The sequence below is a fragment of the Actinomadura graeca genome (genome assembly GCF_019175365.1).
In the GTDB taxonomy this organism is placed as follows: Bacteria; Actinomycetota; Actinomycetes; order Streptosporangiales; family Streptosporangiaceae; genus Spirillospora; species Spirillospora graeca.
Genome location: NZ_CP059572.1, coordinates 7,792,335 through 7,817,135, shown reverse-complemented (window position 1 = coordinate 7,817,135; position 24,801 = coordinate 7,792,335). Strand labels below are relative to the sequence as shown.

The window sequence follows — 24,801 nt, the reverse complement described above, 5'->3', positions numbered from 1 at the left end:
CCGGCGAGATTAGTCGACGTGACCGATCCGCTGGAATTCGTCGAACAGGACCAGGAAGAACAGGAGCACGGTGACGGCGTGCACCCCGGTGCACCACAGGCAGATCTTGTGCAGGATCGCCAGTTCGACGGTGACCAGGTACACGACCATCAGCACGCCGGCGGACACGGCCGCGAGCCGCGCCCACCGCAGTTGCGGCCACGGCGACCGCAGCGCCCAGGGGCTGATCAGCGCCGCGAACGCGACGAAGAACGCCAGGCCGAGCAGCGGCATCGGGATCCCGGCGAGCGTCGAGTACTTGCTGGTGGTGACGGCGTGGCAGTCCACGGTCCCGGACGCCGAGCACACCAGCGTGCCCTCGTCGTAGTGCGAGATCGTCAGGTAGACCGAGATCCCGAACCCGATGATCGTCAGCAGCCAGGCCACGGCCTGGAACCAGAGGGGCCGGGACGGGCCGGGCGCCGTCCCGTCCCGCTCCCCGGCCGTCATCTCTTGCGTCATCACGATCCTTCCGGGAGCCCGCCTCGCTGCTTCGGCGAACACACCCTACGGGAGAGCGCGGGCGTCACAAGCAACAACCTGGTAGGGGCCGCGGCGAGTTCCCGGACGGACGTAAAACCCTCTCAGCGGCCCTTGCGGACCCCGGCGGCGAGTTCCTCGGTGAGCGCGCGGACCCCGGCCACGCCGGAGGCGAGGTCGGGCGCGTCCAGGAGCCGCCGGATGTACGCCGAGCCGACGATGACGCCGTCGGCGAACCCGGCGACCTCCGCGGCCTGGGCGCCGTTGCCGACGCCGAGGCCGAGGCCGACCGGCAGTTCCGCGCCGCTCCGGGCGATGATCTCCCGGGTGCGCTCCACGAGCCGCGGCGCGCCGGTGTCGAGGGCGTTGCGGGCACCGGTCACGCCCATCAGCGACGCCGCGTAGACGAACCCGCGGCACGCGCCGGTGATCGTCTCGATGCGCTCGTCGGTGGAGCTGAGCGCGACGAGGAACACCCGGTCGAGGCCGTGCCCGTCGGACGCCTCAAGCCACGCGCCGCCCTCCTCCGGCGTCAGGTCGGGCGTGATCAGCCCGGTGCCGCCCGCGGAGGCGAGGTCGCGGGCGAAGGCGTCCACGCCGTAGTGGTCGACGGGGTTCCAGTAGGTCATCACCAGCGTCGGCGCGCCGGTGGCGGCGACGGCCTCGACCGTGCGGAACACGTCGGCGACGCGGACGCCGCCGACGAGCGCCTGGTGCACGGCGTCCTGGATGGTGGGCCCGTCCATCATCGGGTCGGTGTAGGGCAGGCCGATCTCGATGACGTCGCAGCCCGCGTCCACCATGGCCTTCGCGGCCTCGACGGCGCCGTCGAAGGTGGGGAAACCGGCGGGCAGGTATCCGACGAGCGCCGCGCGGTCCTCGGCGCGGGCCTTGTCGTAGGCGCTGCGGACGCTCACTCGCCCGCTCCTTCCGGCACCAGGCCGAAGAAGCCGGCGGCCGTGTGCATGTCCTTGTCGCCCCGCCCCGACAGGCACACCACGACGGTGGCGTCCGGGCCGAGCTCCGCGCCGACCTTGAGCGCTCCCGCGAGCGCGTGCGCCGACTCGATCGCGGGGATGATCCCCTCCGTCCGGCACAGCAGCGCGAACGCCTCCATCGCCTCCGCGTCGGTGATCTCCCGGTACTCGGCCCGGCCGGAGTCGCGCAGCCACGAATGCTCGGGGCCGACACCGGGATAGTCGAGCCCCGCCGAGATCGAATGCGTCTCCTGGGTCTGCCCGTCGTCGTCCTGGAGCAGGTAGGTGCGCATGCCGTGGATCACGCCGAGGGAACCGCCGACGAGGGTCGCGGCGTGCCGGCCGGTGTCCACGCCGTCCCCGCCCGCCTCGAACCCGTACAGCCGGACGGACTCGTCCGGGACGAACGCGTGGAACGCGCCGATCGCGTTGGACCCGCCGCCGACGCACGCGACGACGGCGTCGGGGAGGGCGCCGGTCAGCTCCAGGCACTGCCGCCGCGCCTCCTCGCCGATGATCCGCTGGAAGTCGCGGACCATCATCGGGAACGGGTGCGGGCCCATGACCGAGCCGATGCAGTAGTGGGTGTGCCCGACGCTGGCGACCCAGTCGCGGAACGCCTCGTTGCACGCGTCCTTGAGCGTCCGGCTGCCGGTCCGCACGGGGACGACCTCGGCGCCGAGCATCCGCATGCGGGCGACGTTGAGGGCCTGCCGCTCGGTGTCGACCTCGCCCATGTAGACGGTGCACTCAAGCCCGAGCAGCGCCGCCGCCGTGGCGGTGGCGACGCCGTGCTGGCCCGCCCCCGTCTCGGCGATGACCCGGGACTTGCCCATCCGCCGGGTCAGCAGCGCCTGCCCCAGCACGTTGTTGATCTTGTGGGAGCCGGTGTGGTTGAGGTCCTCGCGCTTGAGCAGCACCCGGGCCCCGGCGTGCTCGGAGAAGCGCCGGGCCTCGGTCAGCAGGCTCGGGCGGCCCGCGTACCCGGCGAGCAGGCCGTCCAGCTCGGCGACGAAGCCGGGGTCGCGCTTGGCGGTCTCGAACTCGCGGGTGAGCTCGTCCAGCGCCGCCATGAGCGCCTCGGGGGCGAACCGCCCGCCGAACGGGCCGAAGTGGCCCGTCTCATCGGGCACGGCAGAGGTATCGATGGTCATGGGAGAAACGCGTCCTGTCGAAGGTAGGGGCCGATCCGGTCAGCGGGAAATGGGATGGGCCCGCCATCGCTCCCGCAGCGGCTCCACCGGCACGGCCGTCAACTTCCCTGCCTCAGGGCCGGATGCGCGCCCGCGGCGACAAGGTCGGCGACGGCGGCCCGCGGGTCCTTGCCGATCACCAGGCTCTCCCCCACCAGCACCGCGTCGGCGCCGCTGGAGGCGTAGGCGAGCAGGTCGTGCGGCCCCCGCACCCCCGACTCGGCGATCTTGACGACGTCCTTGGGGATCAGCGGCGCGACCCGCGCGAACACCCCGCGGTCGACCTGGAGCGTCCGCAGGTCACGCGCGTTCACGCCGATCACCCTGGCGCCCGCGTCCACCGCGCGCGCCGCCTCCTCCTCGGTGTGCACCTCGACCAGCGGCAGCAGCCCGATCGACTCGGCGCGCTCCACCAGCGACACCAGCGCGTCCTGCTCCAGCGCGGCGACGATCAGCAGCGCCATGTCCGCGCCGTACGCGCGTGCCTCCCACAGCTGGTAGGAGGTGACGATGAAGTCCTTGCGCAGGACGGAGACCTCGACGTTGGCGCGCACCTCGGCCAGATCGTCCAGGCTCCCCCCGAATCGGCGCCGCTCGGTCAGCACGCTGATGACCCGCGCGCCACCGGCCTCGTAGTCACGGGCCAGCGCCGCCGGGTCGGCGATGGCGGCGAGCGCCCCCTTGGACGGGCTGCTGCGCTTGACCTCGGCGATGACCGACACCCCCTGCCCCCGCAACGCGCCGAGCGCGTCCCGCGGAGCCGGAGCGGCCGCCGCCTTCTCCTTGAGTGCGTCGAGCGGGACCTCTCGCTGCCTGTCCGCGAGATCGGCCCGGACGCCCTCGATGATCTCGTCCAGCACGCTCAAGGTGATAGGCCCCCTATTTCAGGTCGTTCCGTGCACCGATCGTAGCCGCAGCGGATTTCGTTTGGAGGGCCGACCCTGTTTTCCTGGGGGGCGACGCCCAGACCCCCGGCTGCGCGGCACGGGTCGCCTCCATTCCGCTCGCTGCACTCGCTCCATTGCGGGGACGCGGCGCGCCGGGCATGCCCGCTGCGCTCGCTTGCGCTCGCTCCGCGTGCCTGTCCCGTAACCGGTGGCCGGGGTTCGAACCCCGTGGTCGAGGTTCAAGCCGTCGTGGTGGAGGTTCGATCTTCAGGGGGCCAGCGCCTGCCCGAAGGGGAGGTTGCGCACGATCCAGAAGACGAGCAGGACACCGACGAGCCCATAGGCCGCCACCGGCCGGAGCAGCTGTGACTGCATCGGCCGGCCCCGCGCCGCCAGGACCGTCCACCGGACGTACAAGTACCCGAACACGGGCAGGAGCAGGAAGACCACCGGGTTGAAACCGAACGCCGTCCCGACGTCCCCGTGTGCGAGCGCGTGGACCAGCCGCGTGGCCCCGCACCCCGGGCAGTAGTACCCGGTCAAGAACAGGAACGGGCACCCGGGATAGTGGCCGGGCTCATTGGGATCCACCTTGGCGACGACCAGCACCCCGGCCGCGACCCCGCCCAGCACGACCCCCTGCCGCCACAACCCCCGCAAAGACGCAAGCGTCACCCCTCAACCGTAGAGGACCCCCAACGATCTCCGAACCCCGACCACAGCAGCTTGAGCCTCAACCCCGGCAGGTTGAGCCTCAATCACCGGTTTCAGGAGGCACGCGGAGCGAGCGCCAGCGAGCGCAGCGGGCCTCCCCCGGCACGCCGCGTCCCCGCAACGAAGCGAGCGGAGCGAGCGCAATGGAGGCGACCCGTGCCGCGCAGCCGGGGGGTATGGGGGGCGCCCCCCAATGAGAACCAGCCCCCAGCTAACCGTCCAGCACGTAGCCGACTCCTCGGACTGTGCGGATGGGGCTGGCCTTGCCCAGTTTGGCGCGGAGCTGGGCGACGTGGACGTCCACGGTGCGGCTGCCTGCGCCGGCGCCGGGGCCCCAGGCGGCGTCGAGGAGCTGTTCGCGGGTGAAGACGCGGCCGGGGTTGCCCATCAGGAATTCGAGCAGGTCGAACTCGGTGACGGTGAGGGCGATCTTGCGGTCGCCGATGGTGGCGGAGCGGCCGTGGGTGTCGAGGGCGACCTGGCCCGCGTGGAGGAGGCCGGGGGGCTCGGGGGGGCCGGTGCGGCGGAGGGCCTCGGCGACGGCGGTGATGAGGACGCGGGGGGCGAAGGGGCGTTCGACGTGGTGGTCGCCGAGGGCGCGGAGGGCGGCGGGGTCGAGGGGGGCGGTGACGGCGATGACGGGGGCGGGCGCGGCGGCGTCGGCGACGCGGTGGTAGAGGTCGGCGGGCAGGGCGGTGGTGGACAGGTCGAGGACGACCGCGTCGGGACGGGTCTTCGCGGCGGCGGCGGGGGCGCGGGCGGGGTCGGGTTCGATCTCGACGTCGAAGCCCTCGCGGGCGAGGTAGCGGCGCTGGAGCTCGGCGACGGCGGGGTCGTGCTCGGCGACGAGGACGAGGCCGCCACCGTCGGCGGTCACGGGCGGCCGTTCGGGCGGGCCGTCGGGTCCTCGCCGCGGTCGAGGGACTTCCACAGGGCGGACGGGTCGTCGGGGGCGGCGGGCTTGGGGGCGCGGTCGTAGCGGGACGACAGGCCGGGCCAGCGGGCGCCGCGGGCGAGGGTGAGCAGGCCGCCGGCGGCGAGGACGACGCCGCCGGTCACCGAGGCCATCCACCAGAGGTTCACGTCGATGCCGGGATGTCCGTCCAGGCTGAGCAGGGTGCTGCGGCCGGCGACGGCGGACAGGACGTGGGAGCGCTGGACGGAGGCGGCGGAGGCGTAGGCGATCCCGGCGCCGAACGCGGCGATGAGGCCGCCGACGGCGGCGCGCGGGCGCCCGGACGTGGCGAACAGGGCGGCGAGCCCGGCGAGGGCGGCGAGGGCGAGGGCGGCGGACGTCCCGCCGAGGTCGCGGCCGCTGAGGTGGTGCGCGACGGGGGTGATGGAGTCCCCGGCGTGCACGGTGGCCCAGGTGCGGCCGGCGGCGAGCAGCGCGAGCCCGGCGCCGGCGGCGCACAGCAGCGCCGTCAGGCCGCGTTCACGGCCGGGGGTCATGAGCCGGTGTCAGGGCGTTCCCCGACCACGGCGTCCAGGACGTCGGCGTCCCAGCAGGTGCGGTCGCCGGTGTGGCAGGCGGCGCCGACCTGGTCGACCTTGACGAGGATGGCGTCGGAGTCGCAGTCGAGCGCGACGGACTTGACCCACTGCTGGTGCCCCGAGCTCTCGCCCTTCACCCAGTACTCCTGGCGGCTGCGGGACCAGTAGGTGCAGCGGCCGGTGGTGAGGGTGCGGTGGAGGGCCTCGTCGTCCATCCAGCCGAGCATGAGCACCTCGCCGGTGTCGTACTGCTGGGCGATGGCGGGCAGGAGGCCGGCGGGGTCGCGCTTCAGGCGCTCCGCGATCGTGGGGTCCAGGTTGGACGGTCGGGCTGACATGCGGTCCATTGTGCCGGGTGCGGTGCCGGGACACGAAAGGGCCCGGCCCCCCGGGAGGGGGGACGGGCCCTGACGTACGACTGCGGGTGTTACAGGGGGACGACCTGGTCGGCCTGCGGACCCCGGTTACCCTGCGTCACCTCGAACTGGACGCGCTGGTTCTCGTCCAGCGTGCGGTATCCGGAGGACTGGATCGCCGAGTAGTGCACGAAGACGTCCGGTCCGCCGCCGTCGACGGCGATGAAACCGAAGCCCTTCTCGGCGTTGAACCACTTCACGGTGCCCTGCTGGGGCATGTCTTTCTCCTTGCGGCAAAACACGGGCCCACACCTCGCGGGCCCGGCGCGGTCGCTGCGGAACGCCCTCGCCCCCGGTACGGTCCCGGAAAAGCCAAAACGCCCGCTGCCATCAGTCCGCGGGCGTCTGGACAAACGATCGAGAACCACGACTGCAACCGACGGGCCCACCGTATCACCGGTTCCGCGTAAAGCGGAGGAGCCGCAAGGCTTGCGTTTCTTCTCTTGGCGAACCCTGCCGTTACCTGCCCGTTAAAGACTCCAACCGGTCTCGGTCAGGGTCTTGACAGAGTCCGTGGCGCCCGTGAGGCGGACGCGCGCGACGTCCCCCCGGCCCAGGGCCCACAGGACGAGTTCCCCTACGGGGCCGTGCACGCGCACCGGGCCCCGCGCACCGCCGCGTCCGGCCCGCCCGGCGCCGGAGACCCGCACGCTGCGGCCGTCCGGCTGGACGAGTGTTACCTCAACGTGAACTTTTCTTAGGACAAAGCGGGCAATTTTTATCCTTCGCCAGAGAAGCTCCTCGAGTTCGGCGGGCAGCTCCCTGGGCTGCCAGTCCGGACGTGCCCGCAGGATGTCCTCGTGGTGGACAAAGAACTCGACCGCGTTGGCGATTTTGTCCACACCGGGAAGCGTGTAGGGGGAGAACTTCGGCGGACCTTGCCGAAAGCGTTCCACCAGCTTGTCGAAGGGGACGGCACGCGCCGTGCGGCGCCGGACGCGCTCGGTGTAGAAGGCGAGCGGGGGCAGGAGTATTCCGGCCCCGGCGTCCGGGCGGCCCTCGCGGACGACCAGATGGGCCGCGAGGTCGCGGGCGTCCCAGCCGACGCACCGGGTGGGCGCCCCGGGACCCGCCTCGGCGAGGGCGGCGGCCAGCAGCCGGCGCTCTCCGCGCACGGGGTCGGTCACGGTCGCGCTCATTACTTGATCGTAAGCCGCGCCCGCGCGGCCGGGAATAAGCACCCGGCGGCGGTGGTAGGCATATCCAGGCCCGCAAACCCCCCGAGCGCGGAACTCAGGGGGCATTCCCCCCGGGTCACCGCCGATCGAGGAGTCGCCGTGCCACCTGCGTCCAGACGCGCCGGGCCGTCCGTGTTGCGCGAGGGAATCCGCGTGCTGGGGGTGGCGGTCCGGGCCGAGCCCCGGGTCTTCACGATCTCCGTCCTCGCCAGCGCGCTGTACGCGGTGACGACGGTCGCGACCGCGCAGGTGCTCGGCTGGGCGACCGAGGAGGTGATGCTCCCGGCGTTCAGGTCGGGGCACACGACCGCGGGGGCGCTGACCGGGGCCGCGCTGGCGATCGTGGGCGTCGCGGCGCTCAAGGCGCTCGGCGTCGCGGCACGCCGGTTCTACGCGGGCCTCATGCAGTACCGGATGCAGGCCGCGTACCGGCGCGCGGTGACGCGGCAGTACCTGCGGCTGCCGCTGGCATGGCACCAGCGGCATCCGACCGGGCAGCTGCTGTCGAACGCCAACGCCGACGTGGAGGCGGTGTGGGCGCCCATCGCGCCGCTGCCGATGGCGGTCGGCGTGGTGTTCATGCTGCTGATCGCGGCGGTGTCGATCCTGGTGACCGACATCGCGGTGGCGGCGGTCGGCTTCCTGATCTTCCCGGCGATCGCGCTGGTCAACGTCGTCTACCAGCGGCGGCTGGCGCCAGTAGCGACGCGAGCGCAGCAGCTGCGCGCCCGGGTCAGCGAGGTGGCGCACGAGAGCTTCGAGGGCGGCCTGGTCGTCAAGACGCTCGGCCGCGAGGCGTCGGAGACCGCGCGGTTCGAGGCGGAGGCGGCGGCGCTGCGGGACGCGAACGTGGCGGTCGGCCGGATCAGGGGGCTGTTCGACCCGGTGCTGGAGGCGCTGCCCAGCCTGGGCGTGCTCGCCGTGCTGCTGATCGGGTCGCTGCGGCTGGAGGCGGGCGCGATGACCGCCGGCGACCTGGTGCACGTGGCGTACCTGTTCACGCTGTTGGCTTGGCCGATCAGGGCGCTGGGCTGGGTGCTGGCCGAGGTGCCGCGCAGTGTCGTGGGCTGGGAGCGGGTGCGGGGCGTCCTGGACGCCGGAGGCTCCCTCCCGTTCGGTGACGGCACGCTCGGCGGGAGCGGGGCGGCGGCATTGGAGGTCCGCGGCGTGCGCTTCGCCTATGAGAGCGCCAACGGCGCGCGGCGGGTGCTGCACGATGTGTCGTTCGGCGTGTCCGCGGGCCGGACGGTCGCGGTGGTGGGTCCGACCGGGTCGGGCAAGTCCACGCTCACCTCGCTGCTGGTGAGGCTTGTCGATCCGGGCGACGGATCCGTCCTGCTGGACGGGGTGGACGTGCGGGAGGTGCGGCGGGGCGGTGTGGCCGCCACCGCCGCCCTGGTCCCCCAGCAGACGTTCCTGTTCGACGACACCGTCCGCGGGAACGTCACGCTCGGTTTGGACGTCCCGGACGAGCGGGTGTGGGAGGCCCTCCGGCTCGCGCAGGCGGAGGGTTTCGTCGCGGCGCTCGCGGACGGCCTGGACACGAAGGTGGGCGAGCGCGGGGCGACGCTCTCCGGCGGTCAGCGGCAGAGGCTCGCGCTGGCGCGCGCGCTGGTGCGGCGGCCGCGGCTGCTCGTCCTGGACGACGCGACGTCCAGCGTGGACCCACGTGTGGAGGCGCGCATCCTGGAGGGCCTCCGGGAGGCGCGCTCGTCCGGTGACGGGTCGGGATCGACCGTCGTGGTCGTCGCCTACCGCAAGGCCACGATCGCCTTGGCCGACGAGGTGGTCTACCTGGAACACGGCCGTGTCATGGGGCGGGGATCCCACGCCGAGCTGCTGGAGCGCTCCACGGGCTACCGCGACCTCGTCAACGCCTATGAGCGCGCCGAGGCGGAGCAAGAGGCGATCGAGGGCGGCGAGGAGGCTCTGGCATGACGGTGTCGGACAGGACGGCTCCGAAGGGCACCGCTCCGGAGAGGGCGGCCCCGGGCGGGACGGCCCCCAGGAGCACGGGCCTGAGCGGGCAGGCCGCGGAAGAGGGCGCGCTGAGCACGCTGCGGCGGGGGCTGCGGCTGAGCCCCGAGTTCCGGGCGGGGCTGGCGGGGACGCTGGCGCTGGCCCTGGCCTCGACGGCGGGACGGGTGGTGGTCCCCATCGCCGTCCAGCAGACGATCGACAAGGGCCTCGGCCGTCCCGGCGGCCCCGACATCGCGTTCATCCGGACGGCGGTGCTGCTCTGCGGGGCCGCGGTCCTGCTGACCGCGCTGTGCGCGTACGCGATGAACGTGCGGCTGTACCGGACGTCCGAGGGCGGCTTGGCGGGCCTGCGGGTGAAGGCGTTCCGGCACGTCCACGACCTGTCGATGCTCACCCAGAGCGGGGAGCGGCGCGGCGCGCTGGTGTCGCGGGTGACGGGCGACGTCGACCAGATCAGCACGTTCATGCAGTCCGGCGGGCTGATGTTCATCGTGTCGATGGGCCAGCTGGTGGTGGCGAGCGTGCTGATGCTGGTGTACTCCTGGCAGCTCGCCCTGCTGGTGTGGGTGGCGTTCCTGCCGCTGGTGTTCGCGCTGCGCCGCTTCCAGCGGATCGTGTCCGCCGCCTACACGCGGGTCCGCGAGCGCATGGGCGACCTGCTGGCGGCGGTGAGCGAGTCGGTGGTCGGCGCGCCGGTCATCCGCGCGTACGCGTCGGAGGAGCGCACCGGGCGGCGGGTGGACGAGACCGTGGAGGCGCACCGCACGGCGCAGACGCGCGCCCAGGGGCTGGTCGCGCTCACCTTCCCGGTGAGCGAGCTGGTCGCCGCGCTGGCCACGGCCGGGGTGGTCGTCGTGGGCGTCCTGCTGGGCGTGGACGGGCGGCTGACGGCCGGTGAGCTGGTGGCGTTCCTGTTCCTGGTGACCCTGTTCGTCAGCCCGCTGCAGACCGCCACGGAGGTCCTCAACGAGGCGCAGAACGCCATCGCGGGATGGCGGAGGGTGCTCGGCGTGCTGGACACCGTCCCCGACGTGGCGGACCCCGGCGAGGACGGCGAGGTGCTGCCGCGCGGCCCGATCGAGGTGCGGTTCGAGTCCGTGGGCTTCGCCTATCCGGGCGGGCCGCCCGTCCTGCACGGCGTGGACGTGACGATCGAGCCCCGCAGCCGCGTCGCGATCGTCGGGCAGACCGGGTCGGGCAAGACGACGTTCGCCAAGCTCCTCACGCGGCTCATGGACCCCACGTCCGGCCGGGTGCTCGTGGACGGGGTGCCGCTCGGCCGGGTGCGGTTCTCGTCGCTGCGGGAGCGCGTCGTCATGGTCCCGCAGGACGGCTTCCTGTTCGATGCCTCGCTCGCCGACAACGTCCGGTACGGAAGGCCCGGCGCGTCCGACGAGGACCTGGTCCTCGCCATGACCGAGCTGGGGCTGGCCGACTGGCTGGACGGGCTCCCCGAGGGCCTGGACACGCCCGTCGGCCAGCGTGGCGAGTCGCTGTCGGCGGGCGAGCGGCAGCTGGTCGCGCTGGCCCGGGCCTACGTCGCCGACCCGGACCTGCTCGTCCTGGACGAGGCGACCTCCGCCGTCGACCCCGCCACCGAGGTCCGCATCCAGCGGGCGCTGGACGGCGTCACCCGGGGGCGGACGGCGATCTCCATCGCGCACCGGCTGTCCACGGCCGAGGCGGCGGACGAGGTCATCGTGTTCGACGCGGGCCGGATCGTCCAGCGCGGCCCGCACGCCGAACTGGTGGCCGAGCCGGGCGTGTACGCCGGCCTGCACGCCTCCTGGACCGCCCAGCGGGAGGTGTGATGCCGGGTGAGGACATCACGACCTGGGGTAAAGCACTTGCCCGTTATCTGCTTGAGTGCGCATTCTGCTTGAGTGAGCAATGAGGTCGTCTTGGAATCGGCGGGCACGCTGCATGGTCAACTGCAGCGGGGGCTGGGCAGGGCCGCGCGGCGCGCGGCGGAGCGCGCGGGGGCGGGCGAGTACGTCTACGACTGCGTCCGCCGGGATCCCCGGTGGGATCCGCGGTGCGAGTCGCGCGGGCTGTACTACGCCCGGCTGATGGTCGATCTGGAGCTGCCGGCCGGTCCGGTGGCCGAGCACCTGTTCGATCCGTCCGACCATACGGATCAAGGCGACTGGCGGGTCGAGCTGGCCCTGGACGTGCTCTCCCGCCTGGTGCGGCTGAGCCGCCGCGAGGCGGCGCCGATCCTGCGCCGGTACGCCGAGGAGGGGGCGCACTGGTTCGACGCCCTGGACACGCTCGTGGAGCTCGGGGACCCCTCGCTGACGATCGGGCTCGACGAGCTGGCCGCGGCCCGGTGCGACGACCGCGCGCTCGGCATGCTCATCCCCGCCGGGTACAACCCGGTGATCGAGACGTGGGCGGCGCGGCAGCCGCGGATCGCCGAGGCGCTCGCGCGGCGGCGGGAGGCCGGGCGCGCGCGCAGGCCGGCGGGCGCGGCGGCCGACCGCGGGGAGCGCACCGAGGCCGAACTCCTGGACCTCGCCCGGCGCCAGGGCGACGGCGCCATCGGCGCGATCTTCGAGCTGGGCCGCAGGAGGACCCTCGCGCTGCTCGACCTCGCGGAGGAGCTGCTGCCCGCCAGACCCAGCCGGTTCGGCGGGGCCGTGTGCCGGGCCTTGCGCGAGTACGGCCCTGAGACGCTCCCTCGTGCGCGCGTGTGGGCGGCCCAGAGGGGCGGCTGCGAGGACATGGGACTGCGGATCCTCGCGCGCTATGGGACACGCCAGGACATCCCCTTCCTCATGGACGAGCTGCGCGGCGCCGTGGGCCGGAGCGAGTGGCACGACGCGGCGAGCCCGATCGAGGGCCTTGGACGGCTGCGCGCCGGTGAGGCCGTCCCGTTGCTGAAGACCGCTTGGACCGAGTCGACCTACGCCTACCTTCGCCCCCGGATCCTGACGGCCCTGACGAGGACCGCGCCGCACACCGCCGAGTCCTACACCGTCGAGGGGCTGTGGGACTGCGAGGAGGGCGTCCGCCTGGAGGCGGTGCGATCCGCGCCGCTCACCGAGGACACGCGGATCCGCCTGCAGCGGCTGCACCTCGACACCGCCGAGGAGCCCGGGATCCGGGCCGCCGCCGCGACCCGCGGCCTCTGAGCCGCCGCCGGGACCGCCGCCCGGGCCGGCACTGAACCCCGCCCGAGGCGGGATGCGTATTGCACCGTCGGAATCGCGCATCTCACCCGGGAGGAACGGCCATGGGCTCCACGCACCACCTCGGAGCGATCAGGACTGGGCTGCTGTGCGGCGTCGCCGCGCTCACGCTGCCGCTGGCGGCGGGCTGCTCCGGCAAGTCCGAGGCGTCCGGCGGCGGCTCGGAGAGGGAGGGCACCCCGGCCAGCCTCGACCAGCTCGCCTCACGGACCGGGTGCACGCTGACCGGGCAGCGCAAGGCCCAGGAGCTTGAGCAGGGCAACTGCACGAACTCGCGCGGGCGGTACGTCCTGGTGAGCTTCACCTCCGACAAGGGCATGACCGCCTGGATGGAGGAGGCCAAGCCCTGGGGCGGCTCGTACCTGGTCGGGACGCGGTGGGTCGCGGTGAGCACCCCGGCGACCCTCCAGTCCCTCCAGAAGGACCTGGGCGGCCGCATCACGTCCGGCGAGTCGCACGGCGAGATGCCCGGGATGAAGCACAGCTAGGACGGCCGGCCCCTCCGGCGACGCCGTCACAGGGCTTGCCTCACGGGGGTGCGCCTCACAGGGCGCGCCTCACGGGGAGCGCCTCACGGGGTGCGGACGCCTCCGTCCCCGATGCCGTCGGCGTCACCGGCACCGTCGCCGTGCCCGGCGCCCCCGCTGACCAGGAGGGCGCCCCACCGCTCCAGCGCGGGGCCGGTGCGGGCCAGGACCCGGCGCGCGGCGATCCCGCGGGCCACCGTCCCCGGGTGCAGCAGCGGATGCCCGGGTCCATCGACGACGACGCGGACGGCGGCGACCGGCCTGCCTCCCGCGCGGGCGGCGATCACGGCCGACTCCATGTCGGCCATGCGCGCGCCCCCTGCCGCCCAGAGCGCCCGCTCCGCGCGCCCCACGATGTGGTCGGTGGTCACCAGCGGCCCGACCTGCACGCTGAGGCCGTCCCGGATCAGCTCGCCGGCCAGCATGTGCGCGGCGCGGCACGGCACCGGCCCGGCGCCGCCGCGGATCTCGTCCGCGACCAGGACGTCCCCCGGGCGGAGCCGCTCGTCGAGCGCGCCGCCGAACCCCATCGCCACGAGGGCGGCGCACGCCGCCGGCAGCCGGTCGGCGCGGCGGGCACGGTAGCCGACCACCACGACCGGGATGCGGGTCAGGCCGCGCCGCACCGCGCGCGCCTCCATCCGCAGCCCGGCGCACACCACCGGCCCGACCATCGGCCGCCAGGCGTCTTCACAGGTCATCCCCCCAGCGAAACACGGTGCCCGGCGAAGATCCAGCTCGCGCGCCGACGACACGGCGTCACCGTGGAGGACTACCCGCCGCCCGGTGAATCCCGCCCGCGGGAGGACGGGCGGAGGGCCCCGCGGCCTCTAGACTCGCCGGCATGACCTCCTCCGTACGCCGGAAGCTGGCCGTCCTGCCCCTCCTGCTGCTGCCCCTCGGGGGCCTCGCCGCCTGCGGCGGCGAGAACAGCAAGACCGACTGCAACGCCAACTCGTGCACGGTGACGTTCGACCGGGGCGTCGACGCGAGCGCCTCCGTCCTCGGTGTGAAGACCGAGCTGGTGAGCGTCCAGGGCAACACCGTCACCCTGAAGGTCGCCGGCCAGACGGTGACCGTGCCGCGGGGCGGCGGCGACCAGGCGGAAGGGTTCGACGTCTCGGTCCAGTCCGTCACCAAGGACAACGTCGTCGTGAAGTTCTCGCACAGCGGCTGAGCGCGGCCGGGACCCCGCCGGGCAGGGCGCCCGCTCCGCGTAGTATTCGTTCATGCGTTCGATGACCATCGCCGAGCGGCGCGCCCGGCTGGGCGTCCGGCACCGGCTGGCCGCCGCCGGGCGGACCGACGACGTCGCCGGGATCGCCCGGTCCCTCGTGGTGCTGCACGCCACCGACCCGGCCACGGTGTTCCTGTCCGTGGCGGCCCGCAGCGTCCGGGCCGTGCCGGCCATGGTGGAGCGGGCCCTGTACGACGACCGGACCCTGCTGCGGATGCTGGCGATGCGCCGCACGATGTTCGTCGCGCCGGTCGAGCTCGTCCCGGTCCTGCAGTTTTCCACCGCGAACGCGCTGGCGGCCAAGCAGCGCCGCACCTACACCCGGTTCATCGGGCAGGCGGGCGTCGTCGAGGACGCCGCCGCGTTCTTCCGCGAGGTGGAGGAGGGCGCCCACCGGGCGCTGCTGGCCCGCGGCGAGGCGACCGGCGCGCAGCTCGGCGCCGACGAGCCGCGGCTGCGCACGCAGGTCGACCCCGCGCCCGGCAAGTCCTACTCGCGGCCCACCAACATCACGACGTGGGTCCTGGTCACGCTCGGCTGCGAGGGCCTGATCGTCCGGGGCCGCCCGAACGGCTCGTGGATCAGCAGCCAGTACCGGTGGTCGCCGGTCGAGGCGTGGCTGCCCGGCGGGATCCCCGCGATGCCCGCCGACGACGCCCGCGCCGCGCTCGCGGAACGCTGGCTGCGCGCGTTCGGCCCGGCGCCCATCGGTGACCTGCGGTGGTGGACGGGCTGGACCCTCGGAGAGGTCCGCAAGGCCCTGGCCCTCCTGGACGTGACCGAGGTGGACCTCGGCGGCACCACGGGCCTCGTCATGGCCGACGACCTGGAGCCCGCCGCCGAGCCCCAGCCGTGGGCGGCGCTGCTGCCCGCCCTCGACCCGACGCCGATGGGCTGGCAGGAACGCGACTGGTTCCTCGGCCCCCACCGGCCCGCGCTGTTCGACCGGAACGGCAACATCGGCCCGACCGTCTGGTGGGACGGCCGCATCGTCGGCGGCTGGGCCCAGCGCGCGGACGGCGAGATCGCCGTGCGGTTCCTGGAGGACGTCGGCGCCGACGCCCGCGCCGCCGTCGACCGTGAGGCCGCGCGGATGGCCGCCTGGTACGGCGACGTCCGCGCGATCCCGCGTTTCCGCACTCCCCTGGAACGCGAGCTCACGGCATGACCCTGCCCGCGGGCTCCCGGCCCCGCGGCGCGTCAGACCGGTGCCGGACGCTGGGCGTCGCCGGTCACCCCGGCACGCCGCGAGGGCGCCGCACGGGCGATCAGGGCGGCGATGACCTGGGCGGTCTCGGGGGGCTGCGCCGACAGCCAGCGGAGCACCCGCCGGTCGTAGTCGCCCAGCTCGATTCCGTGCTCGGCGCAGACGCGCAGCAGCAGGTCGAGCGTCCGGGCCTGCATCACACCGCGTTTGCCGAACCCGGCGTAGATGTCGCGCACCTCGGTGAAGGCGTCGTCCTCGGTCTCGTACGGTCCGCTCACGGCGGTCACCTTCCGTCCCGGCGCACCGCGCGGCGGCGGCGCCGTGCCACCGGGCGGCGTGGCCGTCCGCTTCCACCCTCCCCGGTCGGGCATTTCACAAAACGCCCTTGGCCGCCCATGGCAGGAATCCCGGGCGGCGACGCGTCAGTAGGGGTACGCGCGCGCGGCCGCGGCACGGCGCTTGGCGTTGCCGCGCCGTACCGGCAGGAAGATGAACGCCAGGATGGCCAGGACGCCGAGGAGCACAGCGCCCAGGACGGCGACGCCCAGGTAGAAGTCCGCGGTGTCGTCGGGCGTCACCAGCATCCGGGCGCCGGTGCCGCGGCAGGTCAGCAGGGCCGTCCCGTTCAGCGGGGCCTCGAACGTGGCGGCGTAGTCGTAGCCGGCGTGGTCGGAGGCGCTCCAGGAGTTCCTGCGGGTCAGCGCGACGGTGCCCGTCTCCGTCCCCTGCCGCAGCGAGCACGAGTAGGGGACGGGCGAGCCGTCCCGGACGTAGACGAAGTAGGTGTGCCCCTCGGTCAGCTCGACGCGCAGGCCCGCCCGCGGGTCGCCGGACGCCGACGGGCCCTCGGCGACGTTGGAGTCGTCCAGGAAGAGGGCGAGGACGACGGCCAGGCCGACCACGGCCACGAGCGTGAACAGGACCGGCAGGGCGTACCATCCGGCGCTCGGCTTGACCGGCGGCGGCGGTGACCACGGCGGGCCCGCGGGCGGCGGGCCCATGGGCGGCGGTCCGATCGGCGGATTCGACCCGGGCCACATCGTCGTTCTCCCCCTAGCCGTGTCGTCGAGCGCCACGATCTCAGAGAAACGGCCGGCCCGCCAGCGGCGGGGACGGCCGGTCCAGGTCCGCCGGTCAGCGGACGGGATGCCCCGCGGCGCCGAGCGCGGCCTTGACGTCCCCGATCGTCAGCTGCCCGAAGTGGAAGACGCTCGCGGCGAGCACCGCGTCGGCGCCCGCGTCCACGGCGGGCGCGAAGTGCGTCACGTCCCCGGCGCCGCCGCTGGCGATGACGGGCACCGTGACGGCCTCGCGGACACGGCCGAGCATCTCCAGGTCGAACCCGGCCTTGGTGCCGTCGGCGTCCATGGAGTTGAGCAGGATCTCCCCGACGCCGAGCTCCTGGCCCCGGCGGGCCCACCCGACCGCGTCGATGCCCGTCCCCTCCCGGCCGCCGTGCGTGGTCACCTCGAAGCCCGACTCCGTGCCCGCGGCGCGCCGGGCGTCCACCGACAGCACCACGCACTGCGACCCGAACCGCCGCGCGGCCTCACGCAGGAACTCCGGCCGGGCGATGGCGGCGGTGTTGACCGACACCTTGTCGGCGCCCGCGCGCAGCAGCCGGTCGACGTCGTCCACCGTGCGGACGCCGCCGCCGACCGTCAGCGGGATGAACACCTGCTCGGCCGTGCGGCGCACCACCTCGTACGTGGTGGACCGGTCGCCGCTGGAGGCGGTGATGTCGAGGAACGTCAGCTCGTCGGCGCCCTCCGCGTCGTAGCGGCGGGCCAGCTCGACGGGGTCGCCGGCGTCGCGCAGGTTCTGGAAGTTGACGCCCTTGACCACCCGCCCGGCGTCCACGTCCAGGCACGGGATGACCCGCACGGCGACGCTCACTTCACGGCCTCCAGTGCCTCTTCCAGCGTGAACGCCCCCGCGTACAGCGCCTTCCCGACGATCGCGCCCTCCACGCCGTCCGGGACGAGCCCGGCGAGCGCGCGCAGGTCGTCCAGCGACGACACGCCCCCGGACGCGATGACGGGCCGGTCGGTGCGGGAGCACACCTCGCGCAGGAGGCCGGTGTTGGGGCCGCGGAGCGTGCCGTCCTTGGTGACGTCGGTGACCACGTAGCGGGGGCAGCCGTCGTCCTCCAGCCGGTCGAGGACCTCCCACAGGTCGCCGCCCTCGCGCGTCCAGCCGCGGGCGGCGAGGGTCGTGCCGCGCACGTCCAGCCCCACCGCGATCCGCTCGCCGTGCGAGGCGATGATCTTCCGGCACCACGCGGGGTCCTCCAGCGCCGCGGTCCCGATGTTGACCCGGGCGCAGCCGGTGGCGAGCGCCGCCTCCAGCGAGGCGTCGTCGCGGATGCCGCCCGACAGCTCCACCCGCACGTCCAGCCGCCCGGTCACCTCGGCCAGCAGCCCCCGGTTGGAGCCCCGGCCGAACGCCGCGTCCAGGTCGACCAGATGGATCCACTCCGCCCCCGCCTCCTGCCAGGCCAGCGCGGCGTCGAGCGGCGCGCCGTAGGAGGTCTCGGAACCGGCCTCGCCCTGGACCAGGCGCACGGCCTGGCCGTCGGCGACGTCGACCGCGGGAAGGAGCGTCAGAGTCATGCGGGAACCCAATCGATGCGGATGGCAGGGCGGACGGACGGTCAGGCGAGGCCGGTGAGCCAGTTGCGCAGGAGCGCCGCTCCGGCGTCGCCGGACTTCTCGGGGTGGAACTGGGTCGCCGACAGGGGGCCGTTCTCCACCGCGGCGACGAACGGGCCGCCGTGCTCGGCCCACGTGACGAGCGGCGGCTCCAGGCGCCCGGCCGGGTCGGGCTCCAGGTCCCAGTGGCGGACGGCGTAGGAGTGCACGAAGTAGAAGCGGGTGCCGGCGTCCATGCCGTCGAACAGGACGGATCCGGACGGGGCGTCCACCGTGCTCCAGCCCATGTGGGGCACGACGGGGGCCTCCAGCCGGTCGACGGTGCCGGGCCACTCGTCGCAGCCCTCGGTGGTCACGCCGTGCTCGATGCCCTTGGTGAACAGGATCTGCATGCCGACGCAGATGCCGAGGACGGGACGGCCCCCCGCGAGGCGGCGGCCGATGATCTGGTCGCCGCGGACCGAGCGCAGGCCCGCCATGCAGGCGGCGAACGCGCCGACGCCGGGGACGACCAGCCCGTCGGCGGCGAGCGCGGCGTCCCAGTCGGCGGTGACCGTGACGTCGGCGCCGGCGCGGGCGACGGCGCGCTCGGCCGAGCGGAGGTTGCCCGAGCCGTAGTCCAGGACGACGACCTTCCTCACAGCCACATCACACCCCCCGCGAACGCCAGGCACGCCAGCACCAGCACGGCCAGCGCGGCGATCTTCAGTCCCTGCTTGACGAAGCTGTAGACGCCCGCCAGCAGGAACAGCGCCACCGCGAAGATCGCGACGTTGCCGAAGGTGAACTCCACGCCGCCGGCCTCCACCGCTACAGCGCCCCCTTGGTGGACGGGACGCCGTGCACCTTCGGGTCGAACGCCACCGCGTCGCGCAGCGCGCGGGCCAGGGCCTTGAACTGCGCCTCGACGATGTGGTGGGCGTTGCGCCCGTACGGGACGTGGACGTGCAGGGCGACCCGCGCGTTCGCGACGAACGACTCGAACACGTGCCGGGTCATCGTGGTGTCGTACTCGGGGCCGATCATCGGGGCCATGCGCTCGGGCTCGACGTGCACGAGGTAGGGGCGGCCGGACACGTCCACGGTGACCTGCGCGAGGGCCTCGTCCAGCGGGATCGAGGCGTCGGCGAAGCGCCGGATGCCGGCCTTGTCGCCGAGCGCCTCCCGGAACGCCTGGCCGAGCGCGATGGCGGTGTCCTCGATGGTGTGGTGGCTGTCGATGTGCAGGTCGCCGGTGGTCTTGACGGTCAGGTCGAACGACCCGTGCTTGCCGAGCTGGGCCAGCATGTGGTCGAAGAACCCCACGCCGGTGGCCACGTCGACCTGCCCGGTGCCGTCGAGGTCGATCTCGACGAGGACCCGCGTCTCGCTGGTCCCCCGCTCGACTCGTCCCTTGCGCGTCACAGACTCTCCCTCGGTGCTTCTCGGAGGACTTCTTCCAGGGCGGTGCGGAACGCGGCCATCTCCTCGGGTGTGCCGACGCTGACCCGCAGCCACTCGGGCGGGCCCACCTCCCGGATCAGCACGCCGCGGGCGAGCAGGCCCTCCCACACCCGCCGGCGGTCGGGGAACGTCCCGAACAGCACGAAGTTGGCGTCGGAGTCGGCCACCGCCAGGCCGCGGCCGCGCAGCCACGCGACGACCGCGTCGCGCTCGCCGCGCAGCGCCTCGACGCCGCCGAGCAGCTCCTCGCCGTGGGCGAGGGCGGTGCGCGCCACCGCCTGGGTGACGGCCGACAGGTGGTAGGGCAGCCGGACGAGCAGCAGCGCGTCGATCACGGCGGGCGAGGCGGCGAGGTAGCCGAGCCGCGTCCCCGCCATCGCGAACGCCTTGGACATCGTCCGGGTGACGATCAGGCGCGGGTACCGGTCCAGCAGGGTCAGCGCGGACGGGGTGCCGCCGCGGCGGAACTCCGCGTACGCCTCGTCGACCACGACCATGCCCGGCGCGGCCTCCAGGACGGCCTCGATCGCCTCCAGCGGCAGGGCGGTGCCGGTCGGGTTGTTCGGCGAGGTGAGGAACACGACGTCGGGCCGGTGCCCGCGCACCGCCTCGACCGCGCGGCCGGGGTCGATGCCGAAGTCCTCGTCGCGGAAGGCGTCCACCCAGCGGGTGCCCGACACGCGGGTGATGATCGGGTGCATCGAGTAGGACGGCTCGAAGCCGACCGCGGTGCGCCCCGGCCCCCCGAACACCTGGAGGATCTGCTGGATGATCTCGTTGGAGCCGTTCGCGGCCCAGACGCGGCGGCCGGTGAGCCCCACGCCGGGCGTGTCGGCGTTCAGGAAAGCCGCGAGGTCCTCGCGGAGCGCGGACGCGTCGCGGTCGGGGTAGCGGTTGAGCGTCCCGGCCACGTCCATGACCGCCTCGCCGAGGGCCTTCACCAGCCGCTCGGACGGCGGGTAGGGGTTCTCGTTGGTGTTCAGCGCGTACGGGACGTCGAGCTGCGGCGCCCCGTAGGGCTCCAGGCCGCGCAGGTCGTCGCGGATCGGCAGGCCGGGGACGGTCACGAGGGGACCTCCCAGCCGAACCGGGCCTTGAGGGCGGCGCCGTGCGCCGGCAGGTCCTCGGCCTCGGCGAGCGCGACGACCCGGCCGGTGGCCTCCGCGAGGGCGTCCCGGTCGTACTCGACGACGTGCACGCCGCGCAGGAACGACTGCACCGACAGGCCGGAGGAGTGGCAGGCGCAGCCGCCCGTCGGCAGCACGTGGTTGGACCCGGCGAGGTAGTCGCCGAGCGGCACCGGCGCGTACGGGCCCACGAAGATCGCCCCGGCGTTGCGGACGCGGGCGGCGACGGCGGCCGCGTCGGCGGTGTGGACCTCCAGGTGCTCGGCGGCGTAGGCGTCCACGACGGCCAGGCCGTCGCCGAGGGAGTCCACGAGCACGATCCCGGACTGCCGCCCGGCGAGGGCCTCGGTGATCCGCCCGGTGTGCCGGGTCCGGGCGACCTGCGCCTTCAGCTCGGCCTCGACCTCGTCGGCGAGCCGGACCGAGTCGGTGACGAGCACCGCGGCGGCGAGCACGTCGTGCTCGGCCTGGCTGATCAGGTCGGCGGCGACCCGCACCGGGTCCGCGGTGGCGTCGGCGAGGATCGCGATCTCGGTCGGGCCCGCCTCGGCGTCGATGCCGATCACGCCCTTGAGCAGCCGCTTGGCGGCGGCGACGTAGATGTTGCCGGGGCCGGTGACCAGGTCGGCGCGGGGGCACTCGTCGGTGCCGTAGGCGAACATCGCGATCGCCTGGGCGCCGCCCGCCGCGTGCACCTCGTCCACGCCGAGCAGCGCGCAGGCGGCGAGGATCGCCGGGTGCGGCAGGCCGCCGTGGTCCTTCTGGGCGGGCGAGGTGACGGCGAGCGACCCGACGCCCGCCTCCTGCGCCGGGACGACGTTCATGACCACGCTCGACGGGTACACGGCGAGGCCGCCCGGCACGTACAGCCCGACCCGGCCGACGGGGATCCACCGTTCGGTGACGGTCCCCCCGGGCACGACCTGCGTGGTGACGTCGGCGCGGCGCTGGGCGCGGTGCACGGCGCGGGCGCGGCGGATGCTCTCCTCCAGCGCGTCCCGGACGGCGGGATCGAGGTCCGCGAGGGCCCGTTCGATCTCCGCGGGCGCGACGCGGGTGCTGTCGAGCTCGACCCCGTCGAAGGCCCGCGTGTGCTCCCGGACCGCCTCCGAGCCGCGATGGCGGACGTCCTCGCAGATCGGCCGCACCTTGTCCAGGGCGGCGTCGACGTCGAGTTCGGCGCGGGGCAGCACGGAGCGCGGGTCGGCCGGAAGGCCGCCGCGCAGGTCGATACGGGATATCACCCGCCCAGTCTACGGAGTGCCCCCGGTGGCCCGCGCACCGTCTCACGTGCCGAGACCCCGTGTCGCGGCAGGCCCGTCAGACCGCGAGCGTCCCGTCCAGGACGGTGACCGCGGTGCCGGACAGGGACACCCGGCCGCCGCGCAGCGCCACGCGGACGTGCCCGCCGCGCGCCGACGCCTGGTAGCCGGTCAGTTCCGCGCGGCCGAGCCGCTCCGCCCAGAAGGGGGCGAGCGCGCAGTGCGCCGAGCCCGTCACCGGGTCCTCGCCGTCGCCGGGCAGCACCCGCACGGCGAAGAACCGGGAGACGAAGTCGTGGCCGCGGCCCGGGCCGGCGGCCGCCGTGACGATCACGCCGCGGCCGTCGATCCGGGCGAGTCCCGCGAGGTCGGGGGCCAGGCCCAGCACCGACGCCTCGTCCGCGACCTCCACCAGCAGGTCGTCCTGGAAGTTCCTGCCGGTCCACAGCACAGGCACGCCGAGCGCCTCGGCGAGCCCCGCGGGGGCGTCCACGGGCGCGGCGGGCCCGGCCGGGAAGTCCATCGACAGGGTCCCGTCCGCCGCGCGGGTGACGGTGAGCACGCCGCTGTGGAGCGTCCGGAAGCGGATCGGCCGGTCCGCCGCGACCGTCCCGGTGCCGTAGAGGGCGTGCGCGCTCGCCAGCGTGGCGTGCCCGCACAGGGCCACCTCCACGACCGGCGTGAACCAGCGCAGTTCGTAGTCCGCCTCCGCGTCCTCGACCGGGCGGACGAACGCCGTCTCCGAGTGCATCATCTCGATGGCGACCCGCTGCATCCAGGCGGGTTCGGCGGGCTCCGTGAGGAGGCACACCCCGGCCGGGTTGCCGGTGAACGGGCGGTCGGTGAAGGCGTCCACGACGAGCATCCGCATGGCCCGACGGTACCCGCCGCCACGCGCCCGCCCTCAAGGCCGATCGCGGGAAAGTGGCCCGCCGCTTCAGATTGTGAGAATTCCAGGCATGTCAAGATCATCGTCAGGCACGTACCCTGGCGCACGGGGCGTCGTCCCGGAGGCGCCCAGGAGCGTGGGAGAACCTGTGACCGAGAGGCTCGCCCTGTTTCCGCTGGGCACCGTGCTGTTCCCGGGCCTGGTGCTGCCGTTGCACCTGTTCGAGGAGCGCTATCGCCTGCTGATCGGTGACCTGCTCGAACGTCCCGAGCCGCGCCGGTTCGGCGTGGTCGGCATCGAGCTCGGCCACGAGGCCGGCGACGAGGCCGGGCACCGGCTGGCGCCCGTCGGCTGCGTCGCCGAGGTGCACGACGTGACACCCCACCCCGACGGGCGGTACGACATCGTCACCGTCGGGACCAGCCGGTTCCGGCTGAAGGGGCTCGACCGGTCCCGCCCCTACCTGCAGGGCGAGGTCGAGTTCCTGCCCGAGGAGCCCGGCTGCGGGCCGGGGGCGCCCGCGCGCCGCGTCCGGCGGCTGTTCCAGGTCTACCGGCACCGGCTGGCCTCGGCCGGCGCCGGTCCCGCCGAGGACGTCGACCTGCCCGACGACCCGGTGCGGCTGTCCTACCTCATCGCGGCGTCGGTCGTCCTGGACGGGCACGAGAAGCAGCGGCTCCTGGAATGCGAGGACGCCACGCTCCGGCTGGCCGCCGAGCGGGACCTGCTCGCCCGCGAGAACCGCATCCTGGACGCGCTGCCGATGATCCCGGCGGGCCAGTTCCTGGACGGCTCGTTCCACCCGAACTGACACCCGGCAGACTGTCCCCCATGAGCACTGCCAGATCCGGTGCCAGAGGCCCCGGCTCCAAGGGCGGCAAGGGCACCCCGGCCACCGTCGCCGCGACCAGGGCCGGGATCGACTTCACGCTGCACGCCTACGAGGCGAGCCCGGACGCCGCGTCCTACGGGCAGGCCGCCGCCGACGCCCTCGGCGTCGACCACGGCCGGCTCTTCAAAACCCTGCTCGCCGAAGTGGACGGGCGGCTCACCGTCGGCGTCGTGCCCGTCTCCTCCACCCTCGACCTGAAGGCGCTGGCCGCCGCGGCGGGCGGCAAGAAGGCGCGGATGGCCGACCCGGGCGACGCCGAGCGCGCCACGGGGTACGTCGTCGGCGGAATCAGCCCGCTCGGGCAGCGCAGGCGGCTCCCGGCCGTGATCGACGCGTCGGTGTCAGAGCTCGCGACCGTCTACGTCTCGGCCGGACGGCGCGGCCTGCAGATCGAGCTCGTCCCCGCCGACCTCGTCCGCCTCACCGGCGCCCGCCTCGCCCCCATCGCCCGGGGCTAGCCGGCCGAACAGCAGCTCCAGCAGCCCGTACGCGGCGACGGACGCCAGCGGCCAGAACACCAGCACGCCCTTGGCCCGCAGGTCGGCGACACCCGTGACGGCGGCGCCGTCCCGGCCGTGCCGCGCCGCGTCCCGGAAGGCGTCCAGCCCGATCAGGTGGCCGGTCCGCCAGGCGAGCACCGCCGCGGCGGCACCGCCCGCCGCGATGCCGAGCACCAGCGCAAGGTCGGTGAAGCGGCGGCCCGCCACGTACGCGGCCACACCACAGGCGACCCCGGCGGCGAGCGCCAGCAGCGCGAACCGGGCGTCGATGCCGATGGGGCCCTGCCCCTCCGGATCGGCGAGCAAAGGCTCACCCTGCACTATTACGTATGTCACCCTGGGGACGGTCTTCGCCCAGAGCAGCCCGGCGGGCGGCCCGAGCAGCGCCACGATGGCGGCGGTGACGATCCAGGTCGCGAAGAGCCTCCCGGCCGGTCGCCGCACCTCGTACGCTCCTTGGTGGAAGTCCCATCCGACAGCGAAAGCCTAGCCTGCCGAGGTCGGCCGAATCGACCAC

30 protein-coding genes are annotated in these 24,801 nt (G+C 74.1%); 8 read left to right on the top strand and 22 right to left on the bottom strand.

Features of this window, described 5'->3' with window-relative positions:
* Positions 1 to 9: 9 nt before the first annotated feature.
* The 10 genes from AGRA3207_RS34855 to AGRA3207_RS34810 all read right to left on the bottom strand — a co-directional run bounded on the left by AGRA3207_RS34855 (position 10) and on the right by AGRA3207_RS34810 (position 7,339).
* Positions 10 to 501, bottom strand: a complete 492-nt coding sequence (locus AGRA3207_RS34855; RefSeq protein WP_231331487.1) for a vitamin K epoxide reductase family protein — start codon at positions 499 to 501, stop codon at positions 10 to 12.
* A gap of 122 nt (positions 502 to 623) precedes the next feature.
* Positions 624 to 1,436 (bottom strand): tryptophan synthase subunit alpha, encoded by an 813-nt coding sequence (trpA, locus tag AGRA3207_RS34850; RefSeq protein ID WP_231331486.1) that lies wholly within the window; start codon positions 1,434 to 1,436, stop codon positions 624 to 626.
* Complete coding sequence (trpB, locus tag AGRA3207_RS34845; RefSeq protein WP_231331485.1) at positions 1,433 to 2,650, bottom strand: tryptophan synthase subunit beta; 1,218 nt, start codon at positions 2,648 to 2,650, stop codon at positions 1,433 to 1,435. The genes trpA and trpB overlap by 4 nt, the downstream gene beginning before the upstream one ends.
* A 98-nt stretch (positions 2,651 to 2,748) precedes the next feature.
* Positions 2,749 to 3,555, bottom strand: coding sequence for an indole-3-glycerol phosphate synthase TrpC (gene trpC / locus AGRA3207_RS34840; RefSeq protein WP_231331484.1), 807 nt, complete (start codon positions 3,553 to 3,555; stop codon positions 2,749 to 2,751).
* A 288-nt stretch (positions 3,556 to 3,843) separates the two neighbouring features.
* On the bottom strand, positions 3,844 to 4,251 hold the full coding sequence (locus AGRA3207_RS34835) for a DUF2752 domain-containing protein (RefSeq protein ID WP_231331483.1): 408 nt from the start codon (positions 4,249 to 4,251) through the stop codon (positions 3,844 to 3,846).
* Positions 4,252 to 4,501: 250 nt separating this feature from the next.
* On the bottom strand, positions 4,502 to 5,167 hold the full coding sequence (locus AGRA3207_RS34830; protein ID WP_231331482.1) for a winged helix-turn-helix transcriptional regulator: 666 nt from the start codon (positions 5,165 to 5,167) through the stop codon (positions 4,502 to 4,504).
* Complete coding sequence (locus tag AGRA3207_RS34825) at positions 5,164 to 5,742, bottom strand: Trp biosynthesis-associated membrane protein (RefSeq protein ID WP_231331481.1); 579 nt, start codon at positions 5,740 to 5,742, stop codon at positions 5,164 to 5,166. The genes AGRA3207_RS34830 and AGRA3207_RS34825 overlap by 4 nt, the downstream gene beginning before the upstream one ends.
* Positions 5,739 to 6,122, bottom strand: coding sequence for a phosphoribosyl-AMP cyclohydrolase (gene hisI / locus AGRA3207_RS34820; RefSeq protein ID WP_231331480.1), 384 nt, complete (start codon positions 6,120 to 6,122; stop codon positions 5,739 to 5,741). The genes AGRA3207_RS34825 and hisI overlap by 4 nt, the downstream gene beginning before the upstream one ends.
* A gap of 89 nt (positions 6,123 to 6,211) precedes the next feature.
* Positions 6,212 to 6,418 (bottom strand): cold-shock protein, encoded by a 207-nt coding sequence (locus tag AGRA3207_RS34815; RefSeq protein WP_018657218.1) that lies wholly within the window; start codon positions 6,416 to 6,418, stop codon positions 6,212 to 6,214.
* 252 nt (positions 6,419 to 6,670) lie between these two features.
* On the bottom strand, positions 6,671 to 7,339 hold the full coding sequence (locus AGRA3207_RS34810) for a TIGR03085 family metal-binding protein (protein WP_231331478.1): 669 nt from the start codon (positions 7,337 to 7,339) through the stop codon (positions 6,671 to 6,673).
* Positions 7,340 to 7,477: 138 nt separating this feature from the next.
* Here AGRA3207_RS34810 and AGRA3207_RS34805 point away from each other — a divergent pair, with 138 nt between their 5' ends.
* The 4 genes from AGRA3207_RS34805 to AGRA3207_RS34790 all read left to right on the top strand — a co-directional run bounded on the left by AGRA3207_RS34805 (position 7,478) and on the right by AGRA3207_RS34790 (position 13,037).
* Positions 7,478 to 9,316, top strand: coding sequence for an ABC transporter ATP-binding protein (locus AGRA3207_RS34805; protein WP_231331477.1), 1,839 nt, complete (start codon positions 7,478 to 7,480; stop codon positions 9,314 to 9,316).
* Entirely contained in the window at positions 9,313 to 11,169 is a 1,857-nt protein-coding gene (locus AGRA3207_RS34800; protein WP_231331476.1) for an ABC transporter ATP-binding protein, read from the top strand. Before AGRA3207_RS34805 ends, AGRA3207_RS34800 begins: the two co-directional genes overlap by 4 nt.
* A 72-nt stretch (positions 11,170 to 11,241) precedes the next feature.
* Positions 11,242 to 12,492, top strand: coding sequence for a hypothetical protein (locus tag AGRA3207_RS34795; RefSeq protein ID WP_231331475.1), 1,251 nt, complete (start codon positions 11,242 to 11,244; stop codon positions 12,490 to 12,492).
* A gap of 101 nt (positions 12,493 to 12,593) precedes the next feature.
* On the top strand, positions 12,594 to 13,037 hold the full coding sequence (locus AGRA3207_RS34790; RefSeq protein ID WP_231331473.1) for a hypothetical protein: 444 nt from the start codon (positions 12,594 to 12,596) through the stop codon (positions 13,035 to 13,037).
* Between the two features lie 83 nt (positions 13,038 to 13,120).
* Here AGRA3207_RS34790 and AGRA3207_RS34785 read toward each other — a convergent pair whose 3' ends face one another.
* Positions 13,121 to 13,777, bottom strand: coding sequence for a phosphorylase family protein (locus AGRA3207_RS34785; RefSeq protein ID WP_231331472.1), 657 nt, complete (start codon positions 13,775 to 13,777; stop codon positions 13,121 to 13,123).
* 143 nt (positions 13,778 to 13,920) lie between these two features.
* On the opposite strand from AGRA3207_RS34785, the gene AGRA3207_RS34780 reads away from it, so the two are divergent.
* Both AGRA3207_RS34780 and AGRA3207_RS34775 read left to right on the top strand, forming a co-directional pair.
* Entirely contained in the window at positions 13,921 to 14,253 is a 333-nt protein-coding gene (locus AGRA3207_RS34780; protein ID WP_231331471.1) for a hypothetical protein, read from the top strand.
* Positions 14,254 to 14,305: 52 nt separating this feature from the next.
* On the top strand, positions 14,306 to 15,481 hold the full coding sequence (locus tag AGRA3207_RS34775; protein ID WP_231331470.1) for a winged helix DNA-binding domain-containing protein: 1,176 nt from the start codon (positions 14,306 to 14,308) through the stop codon (positions 15,479 to 15,481).
* 32 nt (positions 15,482 to 15,513) lie between these two features.
* On the opposite strand, the gene AGRA3207_RS34770 is transcribed toward AGRA3207_RS34775, so the two are convergent.
* The 10 genes from AGRA3207_RS34770 to AGRA3207_RS34725 form a co-directional block, all read right to left on the bottom strand.
* On the bottom strand, positions 15,514 to 15,798 hold the full coding sequence (locus AGRA3207_RS34770; RefSeq protein WP_231331469.1) for a hypothetical protein: 285 nt from the start codon (positions 15,796 to 15,798) through the stop codon (positions 15,514 to 15,516).
* A gap of 144 nt (positions 15,799 to 15,942) precedes the next feature.
* Positions 15,943 to 16,521: a hypothetical protein gene (locus tag AGRA3207_RS34765; RefSeq protein ID WP_231331468.1), complete on the bottom strand. Its 579-nt coding sequence runs from the start codon at positions 16,519 to 16,521 to the stop codon at positions 15,943 to 15,945.
* Between the two features lie 133 nt (positions 16,522 to 16,654).
* Complete coding sequence (hisF, locus tag AGRA3207_RS34760; RefSeq protein ID WP_231331467.1) at positions 16,655 to 17,416, bottom strand: imidazole glycerol phosphate synthase subunit HisF; 762 nt, start codon at positions 17,414 to 17,416, stop codon at positions 16,655 to 16,657.
* Positions 17,413 to 18,132 (bottom strand): bifunctional 1-(5-phosphoribosyl)-5-((5-phosphoribosylamino)methylideneamino)imidazole-4-carboxamide isomerase/phosphoribosylanthranilate isomerase PriA, encoded by a 720-nt coding sequence (priA, locus tag AGRA3207_RS34755; protein WP_231331466.1) that lies wholly within the window; start codon positions 18,130 to 18,132, stop codon positions 17,413 to 17,415. Before priA ends, hisF begins: the two co-directional genes overlap by 4 nt.
* Positions 18,133 to 18,173: 41 nt before the next feature.
* Entirely contained in the window at positions 18,174 to 18,812 is a 639-nt protein-coding gene (gene hisH / locus AGRA3207_RS34750) for an imidazole glycerol phosphate synthase subunit HisH (RefSeq protein WP_231331465.1), read from the bottom strand.
* Positions 18,809 to 18,964: a hypothetical protein gene (locus AGRA3207_RS34745; RefSeq protein WP_231331464.1), complete on the bottom strand. Its 156-nt coding sequence runs from the start codon at positions 18,962 to 18,964 to the stop codon at positions 18,809 to 18,811. The genes hisH and AGRA3207_RS34745 overlap by 4 nt, the downstream gene beginning before the upstream one ends.
* A gap of 17 nt (positions 18,965 to 18,981) precedes the next feature.
* Complete coding sequence (hisB, locus tag AGRA3207_RS34740; protein WP_231331463.1) at positions 18,982 to 19,575, bottom strand: imidazoleglycerol-phosphate dehydratase HisB; 594 nt, start codon at positions 19,573 to 19,575, stop codon at positions 18,982 to 18,984.
* Entirely contained in the window at positions 19,572 to 20,681 is a 1,110-nt protein-coding gene (locus AGRA3207_RS34735) for a histidinol-phosphate transaminase (protein WP_231331462.1), read from the bottom strand. The genes hisB and AGRA3207_RS34735 overlap by 4 nt, the downstream gene beginning before the upstream one ends.
* Positions 20,678 to 21,985, bottom strand: coding sequence for a histidinol dehydrogenase (gene hisD, locus AGRA3207_RS34730; protein WP_231331461.1), 1,308 nt, complete (start codon positions 21,983 to 21,985; stop codon positions 20,678 to 20,680). The genes AGRA3207_RS34735 and hisD overlap by 4 nt, the downstream gene beginning before the upstream one ends.
* Before the next feature lie 76 nt (positions 21,986 to 22,061).
* On the bottom strand, positions 22,062 to 22,874 hold the full coding sequence (locus AGRA3207_RS34725) for a PhzF family phenazine biosynthesis protein (RefSeq protein ID WP_231331460.1): 813 nt from the start codon (positions 22,872 to 22,874) through the stop codon (positions 22,062 to 22,064).
* Between the two features lie 166 nt (positions 22,875 to 23,040).
* Between AGRA3207_RS34725 and AGRA3207_RS34720 the strand changes: the two genes are divergently transcribed.
* Positions 23,041 to 23,703 (top strand): LON peptidase substrate-binding domain-containing protein, encoded by a 663-nt coding sequence (locus AGRA3207_RS34720; RefSeq protein ID WP_231331458.1) that lies wholly within the window; start codon positions 23,041 to 23,043, stop codon positions 23,701 to 23,703.
* A 20-nt stretch (positions 23,704 to 23,723) separates the two neighbouring features.
* Positions 23,724 to 24,242, top strand: coding sequence for a Cys-tRNA(Pro) deacylase (gene ybaK, locus AGRA3207_RS34715; RefSeq protein WP_231331456.1), 519 nt, complete (start codon positions 23,724 to 23,726; stop codon positions 24,240 to 24,242).
* On the opposite strand, the gene AGRA3207_RS34710 is transcribed toward ybaK, so the two are convergent.
* Entirely contained in the window at positions 24,126 to 24,728 is a 603-nt protein-coding gene (locus AGRA3207_RS34710) for a hypothetical protein (protein ID WP_231331454.1), read from the bottom strand. The two genes, ybaK and AGRA3207_RS34710, sit on opposite strands and share 117 nt — an antisense overlap.
* Positions 24,729 to 24,801: the final 73 nt, after the last annotated feature.

What these genes read in the sequence shown, in the direction of transcription:
- AGRA3207_RS34855 (WP_231331487.1), bottom strand. Translation starts at nt 501, where the DNA reads ATGACGCAAGAGATGACGGCCGGGGAGCGGGACGGGACGGCGCCCGGC.
- trpB (WP_231331485.1), bottom strand. Translation starts at nt 2,650, where the DNA reads ATGACCATCGATACCTCTGCCGTGCCCGATGAGACGGGCCACTTCGGC.
- AGRA3207_RS34825 (WP_231331481.1), bottom strand. Translation starts at nt 5,742, where the DNA reads ATGACCCCCGGCCGTGAACGCGGCCTGACGGCGCTGCTGTGCGCCGCC.
- hisI (WP_231331480.1), bottom strand. Translation starts at nt 6,122, where the DNA reads ATGTCAGCCCGACCGTCCAACCTGGACCCCACGATCGCGGAGCGCCTG.
- AGRA3207_RS34815 (WP_018657218.1), bottom strand. Translation starts at nt 6,418, where the DNA reads ATGCCCCAGCAGGGCACCGTGAAGTGGTTCAACGCCGAGAAGGGCTTC.
- AGRA3207_RS34810 (WP_231331478.1), bottom strand. Translation starts at nt 7,339, where the DNA reads ATGAGCGCGACCGTGACCGACCCCGTGCGCGGAGAGCGCCGGCTGCTG.
- AGRA3207_RS34800 (WP_231331476.1), top strand. Translation starts at nt 9,313, where the DNA reads ATGACGGTGTCGGACAGGACGGCTCCGAAGGGCACCGCTCCGGAGAGG.
- AGRA3207_RS34790 (WP_231331473.1), top strand. Translation starts at nt 12,594, where the DNA reads ATGGGCTCCACGCACCACCTCGGAGCGATCAGGACTGGGCTGCTGTGC.
- AGRA3207_RS34785 (WP_231331472.1), bottom strand. Translation starts at nt 13,777, where the DNA reads ATGACCTGTGAAGACGCCTGGCGGCCGATGGTCGGGCCGGTGGTGTGC.
- AGRA3207_RS34780 (WP_231331471.1), top strand. Translation starts at nt 13,921, where the DNA reads ATGACCTCCTCCGTACGCCGGAAGCTGGCCGTCCTGCCCCTCCTGCTG.
- AGRA3207_RS34775 (WP_231331470.1), top strand. Translation starts at nt 14,306, where the DNA reads ATGCGTTCGATGACCATCGCCGAGCGGCGCGCCCGGCTGGGCGTCCGG.
- AGRA3207_RS34765 (WP_231331468.1), bottom strand. Translation starts at nt 16,521, where the DNA reads ATGGGCCCGCCGCCCGCGGGCCCGCCGTGGTCACCGCCGCCGCCGGTC.
- priA (WP_231331466.1), bottom strand. Translation starts at nt 18,132, where the DNA reads ATGACTCTGACGCTCCTTCCCGCGGTCGACGTCGCCGACGGCCAGGCC.
- AGRA3207_RS34725 (WP_231331460.1), bottom strand. Translation starts at nt 22,874, where the DNA reads ATGCGGATGCTCGTCGTGGACGCCTTCACCGACCGCCCGTTCACCGGC.
- ybaK (WP_231331456.1), top strand. Translation starts at nt 23,724, where the DNA reads ATGAGCACTGCCAGATCCGGTGCCAGAGGCCCCGGCTCCAAGGGCGGC.